The 13,648-nt window shown below is 37.3% G+C and carries 8 protein-coding genes and 1 pseudogene; 3 read left to right on the top strand and 6 right to left on the bottom strand.

The window, feature by feature from the left end; translation table 11 throughout:
• Positions 1–5: 5 nt before the first annotated feature.
• Positions 6–2,747, top strand: a complete 2,742-nt coding sequence (locus tag G7Y56_RS11950; protein WP_165043718.1) for a hypothetical protein — start codon at positions 6–8, stop codon at positions 2,745–2,747.
• 33 nt (positions 2,748–2,780) lie between these two features.
• On the opposite strand, the gene G7Y56_RS11945 is transcribed toward G7Y56_RS11950, so the two are convergent.
• Both G7Y56_RS11945 and G7Y56_RS11940 read right to left on the bottom strand, forming a co-directional pair.
• A complete protein-coding gene (locus tag G7Y56_RS11945) occupies positions 2,781–3,170 on the bottom strand; it encodes a hypothetical protein (protein ID WP_165043716.1) in 390 nt (129 codons plus the stop codon).
• 785 nt (positions 3,171–3,955) lie between these two features.
• Positions 3,956–4,756, bottom strand: coding sequence for an AraC family transcriptional regulator (locus G7Y56_RS11940; protein ID WP_165043715.1), 801 nt, complete (start codon positions 4,754–4,756; stop codon positions 3,956–3,958).
• A gap of 330 nt (positions 4,757–5,086) precedes the next feature.
• Here G7Y56_RS11940 and G7Y56_RS11935 point away from each other — a divergent pair, with 330 nt between their 5' ends.
• A complete protein-coding gene (locus G7Y56_RS11935) occupies positions 5,087–6,523 on the top strand; it encodes an alpha-L-fucosidase (protein ID WP_165043713.1) in 1,437 nt (478 codons plus the stop codon).
• Between the two features lie 158 nt (positions 6,524–6,681).
• Here the strand turns inward: G7Y56_RS11935 and G7Y56_RS11930 are convergent, their stop codons facing one another.
• The 4 genes and pseudogenes from G7Y56_RS11930 to G7Y56_RS11915 form a co-directional block, all read right to left on the bottom strand.
• On the bottom strand, positions 6,682–7,740 hold the full coding sequence (locus G7Y56_RS11930) for an NAD(P)-dependent alcohol dehydrogenase (protein WP_165043711.1): 1,059 nt from the start codon (positions 7,738–7,740) through the stop codon (positions 6,682–6,684).
• 24 nt (positions 7,741–7,764) lie between these two features.
• Positions 7,765–8,070, bottom strand: a pseudogene (locus G7Y56_RS11925) (putative quinol monooxygenase); the annotation flags it as partial.
• A 189-nt stretch (positions 8,071–8,259) separates the two neighbouring features.
• Complete coding sequence (locus G7Y56_RS11920) at positions 8,260–9,246, bottom strand: aldo/keto reductase (protein WP_165043708.1); 987 nt, start codon at positions 9,244–9,246, stop codon at positions 8,260–8,262.
• A gap of 95 nt (positions 9,247–9,341) precedes the next feature.
• Positions 9,342–10,163: a helix-turn-helix domain-containing protein gene (locus G7Y56_RS11915; RefSeq protein WP_165043706.1), complete on the bottom strand. Its 822-nt coding sequence runs from the start codon at positions 10,161–10,163 to the stop codon at positions 9,342–9,344.
• A 323-nt stretch (positions 10,164–10,486) separates the two neighbouring features.
• On the opposite strand from G7Y56_RS11915, the gene G7Y56_RS11910 reads away from it, so the two are divergent.
• Positions 10,487–13,645: a SusC/RagA family TonB-linked outer membrane protein gene (locus tag G7Y56_RS11910; protein ID WP_165043704.1), complete on the top strand. Its 3,159-nt coding sequence runs from the start codon at positions 10,487–10,489 to the stop codon at positions 13,643–13,645.
• Positions 13,646–13,648 lie beyond the last annotated feature (3 nt).

Here is a 13,648-nt window from a genome sequence, read left to right as displayed (position 1 = left end):
GAATTATGAAAATATACTCTCCCAATAATATACTACTCATCGACATCGATGTCGACGATAGCAGCTCGCGATACAAAGAGATCATGGGCGAAAACATACTTACGCTTATGTTTTCGTTGCCTAATTTCATCGAAATACCCGAAGGTTCGTGGTGCGAATTTAAGGCGGAACTTTATTTTCTGCCAAAATCGCAGGACTTTGTACAGCAACACGATGAGCATTTCGACTATACCCTTGTGATGGAATCGTCGATAATGAAACTCAAGGCAACAAAGTTTAAATTCTTCACACCTATCAAGAACCCCGGACAACCGATCAAGGCGGGCAGTTCTTTCAATCTTAAGTTTTCACTAAACGGTACTCCTGCAGCACATGCACAACTATTAGTGGATAACCTCAATTTGAAGTATCCGGGTGATAATTGGACGGTTGGCGAATGTATTGACAGCTTACCCATTACCATCGATTATAATCACGATCTTTGTTTTAACGTGCTTTCCAAAACCGCGGATGCCTTTAATACTGAGTGGGAAGTCGAAAATTACAAGCTGCATTTCCGAAGGGTCGAAAAAATGAGAGAATCAGCCGTCGATCTTTCATACGGTTATGATAACGGCATACTTGGAGGAATTACCCGCACACAGTTTGACGACAGTAAAATTATAAACCGCGTCTTTATCGAGGGCAGCGATCAGAACATTGACCGTAGTACATACGGCAATAACACGCTATTGTTACCAAAAAACAAAACAATAGTTTATGAGGGTATCAGTTACCGTACCGATTCATCCGGCTCTTATGTCGAAAGAGTGACACCCTTGCCCGGCTCGGAGGACAGCCTTGATATTACAAAGATATTCCCACAACGAGTCGGAACGGTTTCCGCGGTTGAAAAGATAAACGATGCACAAGGCTTGTATAATATCATAGATAGTTCAATACCTGACTCTTTAGACTTTTCTAAGTCTATTATCGCAAGCGAAACAATGACCGTTATATTTCAGACTGGGCAACTAGCCGGAAAGGAATTTGATTCAAACTATATCCATGCATCCCGACGCTTTGAGCTTGCCCCTTTCACCGATAGCGGGCAAATTTTACCGCAGGGAAACATTATCCCGGCTATTGGTGACAAGTATGCCGTTTTCCACATGCGAATGCCCGCTACCTATATTACAGAAGCCGAAACAAAAGCACTTAACGAAGTGGTCAAGTATCTATGGGAGGGCGAGCAGGCACAATATACTTACGTTCTGCCGCTCGATGGCATCTATGCAAAGCGCGAATGGGGAGCAATAGGCGGTTTCTTGAACTGTGGCTATTTTATTCGGTTCTCATCGCCACAATATCAGGTTGAGCCTGTCAATATTCGCATTATTGCGGTCGAGGAATATGTAAATAAACCAAAGTCGCCAAAGCTCACCATTGCTAACAACGTTTCGGGCAAATCACTAGGCAGTGTTCTGAATGAAATACCGACACAAGAGACAGCGGTCGATCGTAAGGACGGTGCGATTAGGGAATACGCACGCCGTAGGTATCGCGATGTATTGGAATTTGCGGAGGCGGTAAAAGGGATGGTCGACGACTTCGAAACCGATTTTATTAGTGCCGCCGCCTTTGAATCGCTTACATACCGTGCCGGGGTGAAAAGTTTGCAGTATCAGTTCCTTGCCACAAATATGACAACGGTTATAGAGCCGTACATGTATTTTGACCCCGCTACTAAAACATTTAGATGTGATGCTGTTCGATTTCAGCACATGACACTGGGTATAGATAATGTTCAGCCCGATCGTGATCTGTTGGGGTTTAAATTTTGGACTGCCCCGGCATTTACCTTCGATGACTTCTCAGAAGTAAATAAACCCTATTACTTGTATTTGAACTGTTCCACAACTTTCAGCCTTGTTAACGGTCGAAATGTAGGTACAGCTAATTTCTTTGTATCTACCGAAAAGATAAAGATCAATGATGTAGCCGGACGCACAACGCTATGGGTTGGTTTGCTCAGCTCCGAAAATATGGATGGCGACCGTTCGTTTCGTACCGTTTACGGCTTCACCGAGATATTGCCCGGACAGATCACCGCTGATACATTCCTAAGTGCCGACGGTAAAAGCTTTTTAAAGTTCCTTTTAAACCAGTTTAAATTCGGTAATGAATCGAGCGGCATCGATTGGAATGTGACGAAAAACAATCTGCTTTCTATATACAATGCCTCTATAACGATGTACAACACCGCAGGCGAAAAAGTAATAGACCTCGACGGTGCAACGGGTAAAGCGATGTTTGGAAAGGGTGCGCATGTATTTAATCCTGATGGCTCTTTATCTTTGGCAAGTGGGAATTTATTGTATGATTCAATAAATGGACTTTCAATAACAGGTAAATTTACAGCTAATAATACAGATGGGTCAAGCTCTAGCTTATCCCCAAATAAAGGTTTTAGTATTGTAAAAAGCAATCAACAATTAATATCATTATACTCATCAGGGTCAAGCAATATTCTTGATTCTCAATTAATGCTTAGATCAATTTACACTAATACACTTAATAACATAGCACAAGCATTATTATCATCTGTAGCGTTAAATCTAACCAATCAAGAAAATGGTAATGGATTTTTAGTTTCTACAGTTGGCGAAAAATTAATTATTAGACTTGGAAATGTACCAACAAGTCCATCAGGCTTACAACTAGGTGAAATTTGGAGAAATGGTGAGGATTTGAAAATTATTATTTAAAGATATAAATCTCAATTAAGGAATTTTTATTTGCTATTGTTTAGTATATTCTTCAACTCCTAAATTGGTTTCGACTATAAATGTATTTTTGTCTTTAAAAGTTCCATTTGTTTCTATATCATCCCCAATTTTAATATTAATAATAGGATATTTTAGATTATATGAGCCATTTATTGTATTTCCTATTATAGAACCTTGTGCATTATCCCTTCTTAATGTTATTTCAACGGTATTTATGGTTATAAACTTGTAAACCAAATATACATTATATGTAGGTACTCCAACAGACCCGCCACCTTCATAAAGATATGTGGCAAATGTAGAATCTACCAAAGTTGATTCCCCTTCTTTATCATCCGAACTGCAAGCAGCAAATAAAGGTATTAATAATAGTATTAATAGTTTTTTCATTATTTTTTTCATTATTGTTGATTATTTTTATACTCTATTTTTTTTAGGGTTAACGATATTTCGACTAAAACAGAAGCTAATCTACTAATAAATAAACTAAAAACAAAAATACAAATCGATAATACTATACCTAAAGCGATATAGACCCCTCCCATATATGAAATGGAACAACCCAATATGATAGATAATACTATACCCACTATAAGTATATACTTATTTGATGAAATTAAACTTTCTTCGGAATCAATATTTATATTTTTCATAATAATGTGATTATTTATTTAACACAAAGCTAACAAATAATAATTAAAAAAAAGAAAGCCCCAATAAAGGGGCTTTAAACTGTATTTAAATGAGGTTTAAATTGGGTGATTTTTCAATGGGAAATAATAATAAGCCCACTCTTTTAGATGTTCAGACGCTTGAGACTTCCTAAATGCATTCTCATATTCTTCCTCTACGATGCACGCACATTCGTCTATAGATAGAATTCTATCCTTTAATGACTCTTTAAATACCGCAAAAGATACCTTATCTGAAAGAATATTATTATCTGTCATATAAATTGTTGATATATGGTTCACCCCAAAAGCTAACTAATTAATAGTTCGTGCCTTTAGATATCATTCCCATACAATAAAGATACGAAATTAAGCCGAAATACGCAAACGTATTACCCTCTAATTTGCACCAAAATGCACTTTATTTTGCGCCTGCTGCACTATCTCCCTTTTCACGTAAAAATGTATATTTTTGGCGCAAATCGTTTTTCTAGGGGGCGCAAATCGTTTTTGCAATTATACAATCTGAAAAGCTATTTCCTGACTTGTTAAGAGTGTATTAGCCAATAGTTCTTTGCCTTTTTGAATTCGTATCTCCTGTATGTATTGAAGTGGTGACAGACCTGTATATTGTTTGAAAATGCGTCTGAATGAAGAGTAGCTGACACATATTTGATTCGCTATATCTTCAGGTGTAATGTTTGTATGCGAATTCTCGAACATAATCATTTTAGCCTTATCTATTTGATTGGTTACTTTCACGTCTTCAAAACCAGAGAGCTTGTTTCGGGAGTAAGCAATTCCTAGTAGATAAGTGACTATTCCTGCCAATATTTGCTGAAATCCGATTTCCTGTTTTTTTGCACTACTGATAGCACGCATGTAAAGCTGGACAATTTCTTCACTAGATCCAACATTGAAAATTGGTTTTAGCTTACAGAAGAAGCCATTTTCGATGCGGGATTCCATGTCTATACCTTTGAATCCTATCCAATATTCACGCCATCCGGTCGATTTATCGGGACTGTATGAATGCCATTCACCTGGGAATAAAAGTACCATATCTCCAGATTTTAGTTCTATTGCTTTTTGGCTTGATGAAACAAATGTACCTTTCCCTTGAGTTATATATAATAGTATACATTCATCAAGTATTCTGCCTTTTTGTGTTGAGAAAAAATATTGTTCGGGATGAATCTGAGGGGGATAGATAGAGTTAGGTTCAATCTGCTGATATCCAACCGTATTTACGGTTAACCCCCAAGTAGCATCCTGTTCATTTGCAATCAGGTATCTAATTTGAATAGATTCATTCATTACTCCATATTATTTTCATTGAAACTCACTCTCAACAGCCTACATATTTTGATGGATATATTTGTTTTTATAGACTTCATAGAGTTTTATATAATGATATATTTATTTTCAAAGATAGTCAAAGAAGTTCTATTCTTACCTTTGTCAAAATTTATAATAAACTAGATTGGTATCAAAATAAGGGGATACTTTGTGAAAAGTGGGTGTATAAAGTAAATAGGGAACTTAGGATAACTCTATTGCTTGTATGTGTTAAAATTCTGACTAATGAGGATAATCAATTAAAATATTATCAGTACCTTAACTCCTTTAATAAATAAATGTAATATTATGAAAAATAAACTGTTAATCTTAGGAAGCGTTTTTATTTGGTGTTTCTCCAGTATTATTTATGCACAAACCTATACGCATGGACGATCTGAAACATATATACTGCCGAAAGATCCGGCTGTATTGGAAAAATTGGATCAGTGGCAAGATCAAAAATTTGGGATGCTTATTCACTATGGTTTATATGCGCAGTTAGGAATCGTGGAATCATGGTCTATTTGCTCCGAAGATTGGATTACGCGCGATACCATTTTAACTTATGATCAAGATAAAAGAAAGTATTGGGGGACTATAGATGAGTTTAATCCGACAAAACTAGATCCAGAATCGTGGGCAGAATCGGGAAAAAAGGCGGGAATGAAATATGTTGTATTTACAACTAAACATCATGATGGGTTCAATATGTTCGATACCAAATATTCCGATTTTTCGATAACAAAAGGTGCCTTCAAAAACCATCCTCGCAAAAACATAGCAAAGGAGGTATTTAATGCATTCAGAAACGAAGGATATATGATTGGAGCTTATTATTCAAAACCCGATTGGCACTCACAAAACTATTGGTGGGACAAATATGCGACTCCAAATAGAAATAATAATTATAATATAAAAACTAATCCCGATAGATGGAACAAGTTTAAACAGTATACCTATAACCAGATAGAAGAACTGATGAATGGCGATTACGGTTCGATGGATATTTTATGGCTTGATGGAGGTTGGGTACGTCCGGCCAGACCAGGTGATGCCGAGAAATATGGAGAAGCATATATGGGAGAACAAGATATAGATATGCCTCGCATAGCCGCTATGGCCCGCAGCCATCAGCCGGGACTATTAGTTGTAGATCGTACTGTTCCGGGTGAATATGAGAACTACCAAACTCCCGAAAGAGGAATACCCGATACACAATTGTCTAATCCATGGGAAAGCTGTATTACTTTGGGATACGCTTGGTCTTGGACTCCCCGCGATAAATATAAATCACCGTCCCAAGTCATTCATATTTTGGTAGAGATTGTTGCAAAAGGAGGTAATCTTCTCTTAGGTATAGGTCCACATCCAGATGGTACTTTACCTGAAGATATTAAGGAACGTTTAGAAAAAATAGGTACATGGACTAGTAAAAATAAAAAGGCTATTTACGGAACTCGAATAACACCGAACTATAATTCAGATAAGACATGGTTCACACAAAGTAAAGATGCTGAAACTATTTATGCTATCACCTGTCTTGAGGAAGGGCAACCTTTACCAAAGAAGATTGTATGGAAAGGCAATAATCCGATAAAAGGGTCGAAGGTTATTTTTGTCGAAACAGGAAAGGCTGTTAACTGGAAACAACTTTCGGATGGAAGTATTGAAGTTGTTGTTCCTAATGGTTTACCACAAGATCAGCCTGCTCTTTCATTTTCATTTAAACCTGAAGGGAAATAATATTATTTATTAAAAATTACAGCTGATGAGAATCTTACTTTCATCAGCTGTAATGTCAAAATTTACGGAATTTTCTTATTTATATATCCTCTGTATTTCTTTGATACCACCAAAGGCTTTACTAAGTCTTTGAAATACTAATATAGCGATTATAGTGATTACTTTTTCAAAGAAGCCATATCAATAACGAAGCGGTATCGCACATCACTCTTAAGCATTCTTTCATAAGCTGTATTAATATCCTGCATTTTGATGATTTCTACTTCGGAAACGATATTATGTTTTCCACAGAAATCAAGCATTTCCTGTGTTTCAGCAATACCTCCGATTACAGAACCTGCTACCGTTTTTCTCCCCATAATCATTGGAACAGTGTTTAACATAGGGTCTAACTCGCCTAAATATCCGACTAAAACCAGCGTTCCACTGATATTTAATGTCGAAACATAAGGATTGATATCATGAACGTAAGGAACGGTATCTATAATCAAATCAAATTTGCCTTGTACAGATTTCATCTGTTCTGCATCGGTAGAGATTACAACTTCATCTGCACCAAGTTCTTTGGCATCCTTAGTTTTTCCCGGTGTTCTTGAAAACAAAGTAACTTCTGCACCAAGACCTTTAGCAAGTTTAATAGCCATATGTCCTAAACCTCCTAAACCTACAACAGCAACCTTACTGTCTTTTCCTACATTCCAGTGTCGAAGAGGTGACCATGTTGTAATTCCTGCGCACAACAATGGCGCAACAGCAGACAAGTCAAGATTCGCAGGGACCTTTAATACAAAGTGTTCATCGACAACTACTTTTTCTGAGTAACCGCCGTAAGTTTGTATTCCCCAGTGTTTGTCAGCACCATTGTATGTTCCTGTAAATCCATTTAGACAGTATTGTTCCAAGTCATGTTCGCAACTATTACATTCCCTGCACGAATCGACAAGACATCCAACTCCAGCTAAATCGCCTACTTTCAACTTAGTAACTTCATTTCCTATCTTGGTTACTCTTCCTACAATCTCGTGTCCCGGAACCACAGGATAAATAGTACCTCCCCAATCGTTGCGTGCTGTATGTAAGTCTGAATGGCATACACCGCAGTACAAAATTTCAATTTCAATATCTTTTGATGTTACTTCCCGACGTTGAATATTCATTTCGTTTAAAGGTGCATCTGCTGCTATAGTACCAAATGCTTTCGTTTTTTCTGCTCCCATAATTATTTAATTTTTAAGTTCTATTTATTTTATCTTTAGTTCTGGAATAAGTGGAATAGTATCGATCAGTTCAAGAGACTGCACCATATCCAATGTTCCCTCTTTGTATTTAAGAAAATGCGAAGTTTTGATATGGCTCTGATAAGCTTCTTCGTTGCTATAAATTTCAAGTATTGTTATCCGATTAGGATGTTCCTTTTCAGATACAGCGTACAATGTAAGTACTCCAGGTTCCAATCGCATAGACGCCTCAATTTCTTCTCTCAGGTAAATATTGTATTCATCCAAATGCAGAGGGTCGACAATGATTTTTGAAAGTCTTACTTTATTGTTTATTGAAGATGGTTGCATATCTGAATCTGGCTTCTGTCCAAAAATAGTTGTGGATACCAGTAGCATAATTAATAGTGAGAATGTTTTCATATTCTTTTTTTTTGGTAATATTTCATTTAAATAATTTATCGCATTCAATGCCCTTGGATATCCCAAATAAGGGGATTAATTGTGTAATTACACTCCTTAAAGTCCTGTCCTTTTTTCAAGTTCTTCCGGATAGCGGTCACCCATCAAATCGATTTTTGAGCTGGCTTCATTCATGTTGCTTATATCTTCCACTGTCAGTTTCACATCTGCTCCTCCGATATTTTCTTGCAGGCGATGGGTTTTTGTAGTACCTGGTATCGGTACGATCCAGGGCTTTTGTGCAAGCAGCCATCCCAATGCTATTTGAGCAGGTGTTGCATTTTTCTCTTCTGCTATTTTTTTTACCAGATTAACAATAGCCTGATTAGCCTCAAGTGCTTCCTGTGTGAAACGTGGAAGTATGCTGCGAAAATCATTTCCGGCAAATTTTGTATTGGCATCAAACCTCCCTGTTAGATAACCTTTACCCAATGGGCTGAACGGAACAAAACCGATACCAAGTTCTTCGAGCATAGGTAATAATTCATCTTCGGGACGTCTCCACCATAAAGAGTATTCGCTTTGTACAGCGGTAACCGGCTGAATGGCATGAGCACGACAAATTGTTTTTACCCCTGCCTCCGATAGACCCCAGTGTTTTACTTTACCTTCCTGTATCAGGTCTTTTACTGCTCCGGCCACATCCTCTATAGGCACATTGGGATCTACGCGATGCTGGTAATATAAGTCGATAATATCTGTCTTAAGACGTTTAAGCGATCCTTCTATTACTTGTTTTATATGTTCGGGGCGGCTATTGGTCCCTGTCTCTTTTCCGTTCTCGATATTGAAGCCGAATTTGGTTGCTATCACTACCTTGTCGCGAATGGGAGACAAGGCTTCTCCTACTAGTTCTTCATTGGCGTATGGTCCGTAAATCTCGGCTGTGTCGAAGAGTGTAACACCAAGATCAAATGCTTTACGAATCAGCGAGATCATTTCGTTTTTATCGGAAGCCGGACCATAACCGTAACTCATTCCCATACACCCTAATCCAATAGCAGAAACTTCCAGATTAGTATTTCCTAATATGCGCTTTTTCATCATATATATTTTAGTTGTAATACAAAGATAACAAAAGAGCCACAGTGGTTGTTTTCCCTGTGGCTCAAACATTATTTGTTATGCAGCTCAATATTCTACTTTGTCGGAGAATATCCAAATTGTTTTTTGAATGCTGATGAAAAATGCGAGAGGTTTTTAAACCCGACTTCGAGATATACATCGGACACTTTTTTATTCTCATTGCGAATTTTATCATAAGCAATTTCCAGTCTTTTTTCCATGAGCCATTTTTGAGGAGAGGATTCACTTATTTTTTTGAAATCCCTCTTGAATGTGGCAAGACTCCGACCTGTAAAATGTGCAATGTCTTCAATAGATAGATCATACATGTAGTTATCTCTCATGAAATCAAGTATGTCTATTTTCCATGGTTCAGTGAAATCAAAGAGAACAGGATAAAACATTTGATCTATATTTAATAAGGAATATACACCTTCATGCAATTTCAACTTCATAAGTTCGTCAGCTGGCTCTATTGATGAATCGAAATAAGGCGTCATAGACTGAAACAGGCTTGTGATATCGGGTGTTTGTGGCAGCTTTAACACGCTTGGGAATTCCTCATGAGATTCTATCTTCGGTTGTTTTTTATCAATTGTCTGATAAAATTCACGTAAAAAATTGCGCTTAAAGATCATAAAAATACCTTTGAACTGTTCTCCATTTTCAGCCTGTTTTATTAAATCTACCCGGTTATCTCTACGCAAGAAAATACATTCTCCTGCGCTAATTACTGTTTTCTTTTTCTTTTGTTCAACAAGCAGTTCCCCAGAATAGATATATACAAGCATGTGGTTCTTAACCATTGATGTGCATGTTCTGTTATCATTGAAGTAATAACTGAAAAAGACATCGGAATAACTAAATGTCAATGATTCGTTGCGTCCAAAATCCATAACATATCTTTTTTACAAATATAGTATTTTGTTTGTCGAGTCACTATATTTGAAATGGAAAAAGAAATCCGATCTAATGAGATTATATTTCTCATAATGGTGGGGTTTAGGGTAATTTATTTCAATACATTAAACACAATTTAACACATATTATCATTGAAGGCAGATGCTTTTTAAAGCAACTATACTCATCCTTTTCATTAAAATGCTTTTAATACCTAAATCAGCAATAATAATCCATTTTTTAAACAGTTTTTATCCATTTCAGTTAGATTTAATATCCCCTAAATTCGTCATGTTAACCTAATCTAAAACTGACTATTATGAAAACTTTTTTATTTAAAAAGCTCACTGTCTTTATAGTGATGTTTTCCCTATCAGCTACAGTTTTTGCTCAAACTAACTCTCCAAATCAGGATGCTGATAAAGTGTCCGGAAATGTGATAGATGTTGAGGGAAACCCGTTGATAGGCGTAAGTGTTGTAGTAAAAAACACTCGAATTGGTACCATATCTGATGATAATGGTAAGTATCAAATCAATACAAAAGAAGGAGATGTACTAGTATTCTCTTATATTGGATTTGTCACTAGGGAAATAACCGTTCAGAAAAACAAAGTTGTAAATGTTACATTGCAAGATTCCAGCAGAACTTTAGATGAAGTTGTTGTGACGGCCTTAGGTATCAAAAGAGAGAAGAAAGCTTTAGGGTATGCTGTGCAGGATATCAAAGGAGATGTGCTGACAGAGGTGCGGGATCCTAACATGCTTAATTCCTTAGCCGGACAAATAGCCGGAGTTCAGATCACAAATGTATCGTCGGGAGGTATTGGTGGATCACCGAGAATATCTATTAGAGGTGAAACTTCACTGACTAATAATAGCCCTCTTTTTGTTGTGGATGGGATACCCATTAATAACAATCCTAGCAACTTCAATACTGATGGAATGGATTTTGGTGGTGGAGCCGGTGATATTAATCCGGATGATGTAGAATCAATAAGTGTATTGAAAGGACCTACAGCTGCAGCTTTGTATGGAAGTCGTGCTGCAAATGGTGCTGTAGTAATTACAACAAAGAGTGGAAAGAAAAGTAAGGGTATGGGTATTACTTACAATACAAATTTGATTATCCAACCATGGTTGTTGAGAACACCTGATTATCAGTACAAATACGGAGGAGGAGAAAACTTTGAGTATGAATATGTAGATGGTAAAGGAGGAGGGAAAAATGATGGCGCAGGTTATTCGTGGGGGCCCAAGTTAAATCAGCCGGATCCAACTACAGCCAGTGGTTTTGTAGAGATACCACAATATGCAAGTCCTATTGATCCGGTTACCGGAAAACGTATTGCTACGCCTTGGGTCGCTCATCCGAATTTCCTCGAAGATTTTTTTGATACGGGAACTGTATTTACCAACAATGTATCTATAAGCAATGGTAATGAACATGGAGACTATAGACTCTCTTATACGAATATGAATCAGAAAGGAATTATCCCAAACACAGACCTGAAGCGTAATACTGTTTCTCTTAATGCAGGCTATAAGCTAACTAAATTTTTACGTGTAAATGCCAATGTAAACTATGTGCAGAATAAAAGCGATAATATGCCACAGATTAATTATTGGGATAAACCCATAATGTATAGTTTCACGTGGTGGGGAATGAATGAAGATGTGAAAGCTTTAAAAAATTATTGGGCTCCCAATAGGGAAGGATTGGAACAATCGAACTTTAATAATTCATGGATGGACAATCCTTATTTCACATTATATGAAAATACCCAATCTCAATTGAAAAATCACCTTTACGGCAACCTGTCTTTCAATCTTGATATTATAGATGGGCTTTCGCTTATGGGACGAACAGGTACAGACTGGTATGATGATAATATTCGCATCAAACGTGCTTATAGTTCAAGAAACTATCCGAATGGGATGTATACGGTAAATGATTTTATTTTTGAGGAACGCAACTCTGATTTTTTACTTTCTTGGGATAAACCTCTCCGATCCGATTTCCAATATAAAGTATCCTTAGGTGGTAATAGAATGCACCGTTCTATACGAAAAACCAGTTCAAGAGCTTCAGAGTTAGAAATACCCGGGGTTTATAACCTCGAAAATGCAAGATCGGCTCCTGTTGTCAGGGAAGAAAACACGGAGAAAGCAGTTAACAGTATCTATGGAATGGGGCAACTCGTGTACAAAAATATGTTGTATCTTGATATTACAGCCCGTAACGACTGGTCTAGTACTTTGCCTGTTGATAATAACTCTTATTTTTATCCTTCAGTATCGATGAGTGCTTTGATCTCTGAAATGGTTAAATTACCAAAATCCATTTCTTTTTTCAAAGTGCGTGGATCATGGGCTCAGGTCGGTAACGATACAGATCCGTATCAGCTAATTCCTGTATACCAGTTTGCTGATAAATGGGGAAGTACGAGTGCTGCCCGCGAAGATGGCGCATTATATAATAGTGAACTGAAACCTGAAAAAATTAACAGTGCAGAGGTTGGTTTGGATATTCGCTTTTTAGGCGATAGATTGGGGGTGGATTTTTCATATTATAATACCGTTGCAACCAATCAGATATTATCAATGGCTGTTGCACCTACATCAGGTTACACTTCAAGAATGACAAATGCGGGTAAAATAGAAAGCCGAGGATTCGAAGTTGTATTAAATGCCATACCTCTAAAATTAAAAGATTTTGAATGGGGAGTAATACTAAACTGGTCTACTAATCGCGCTTATGTTCGGGAGTTGGCAGAGGGGATAACTAACTATAATATGTCGGGCTATGCGCAAGCACGAGTAGACGGACGTATGGGGGATTTGTATGGTTGGGGATTCAAACATGCTCCGGACGGACAAATTATTTACAGAGACGGCTTACCTGTATGGGAGGACGAAGTGAAATGTTATGGCAACTATAATCCGGATTGGATGGCCGGCTTGAAAAATACATTTACATACAAAAACTTTAAATTATCGGCATTGCTTGATTATAGAAAAGGCGGCCGTATATACTCGGGTACTTTGGCAAAAGGTATGGAAGGTGGAGTATTGGCGGAGTCAGCCATAGGAAACCAGCGTGAAGAAGGTCTGATCGGTGAAGGCGTCATGGAAATTACAGATTCAAAAGGAAATGTTACAGGATATGAAAAGAATGATGTAAAAGTTAGTTTGCGCGATTGGATCGGACGCTACCATAGTCGTGATTCTTTCGAAACAAACAGCTATGACGCTTCTTATCTGAAACTACGTGAAATAGCTTTTCTTTATACTTTCCCACAAATAAAAATATCTGAAAATTATTCATTACGTAATGTTTCGGTGGGAATAACAGGACGAAACTTATGGATGTGGTCGAAGGCCAAGCATATAGATCCCGAGTCGGGTGGTTATGGAAACGAAGATGCTCAAATACCTACACCTAAAAGTATTGGGTTCAACTTAAGCGTTTCTTTCTGATAA

The organism is Dysgonomonas sp. ZJ709 (genome assembly GCF_011039195.1).
In the GTDB taxonomy this organism is placed as follows: domain Bacteria; phylum Bacteroidota; class Bacteroidia; order Bacteroidales; family Dysgonomonadaceae; genus Dysgonomonas.
Note: the sequence above shows the minus strand (reverse complement) of the source record. Positions and strands in the feature narration are given on the sequence as shown.

Excerpts from the sequence above, each read along its gene's own strand:
- G7Y56_RS11920 (WP_165043708.1), bottom strand. The coding sequence starts at position 9,246 with ATGAAAAAGCGCATATTAGGAAATACTAATCTGGAAGTTTCTGCTATT.
- G7Y56_RS11950 (WP_165043718.1), top strand. The coding sequence starts at position 6 with ATGAAAATATACTCTCCCAATAATATACTACTCATCGACATCGATGTC.
- G7Y56_RS11930 (WP_165043711.1), bottom strand. The coding sequence starts at position 7,740 with ATGGGAGCAGAAAAAACGAAAGCATTTGGTACTATAGCAGCAGATGCA.
- G7Y56_RS11910 (WP_165043704.1), top strand. The coding sequence starts at position 10,487 with ATGAAAACTTTTTTATTTAAAAAGCTCACTGTCTTTATAGTGATGTTT.
- G7Y56_RS11940 (WP_165043715.1), bottom strand. The coding sequence starts at position 4,756 with ATGAATGAATCTATTCAAATTAGATACCTGATTGCAAATGAACAGGAT.
- G7Y56_RS11935 (WP_165043713.1), top strand. The coding sequence starts at position 5,087 with ATGAAAAATAAACTGTTAATCTTAGGAAGCGTTTTTATTTGGTGTTTC.
- G7Y56_RS11945 (WP_165043716.1), bottom strand. The coding sequence starts at position 3,170 with ATGAAAAAAATAATGAAAAAACTATTAATACTATTATTAATACCTTTA.
- G7Y56_RS11915 (WP_165043706.1), bottom strand. The coding sequence starts at position 10,163 with ATGGATTTTGGACGCAACGAATCATTGACATTTAGTTATTCCGATGTC.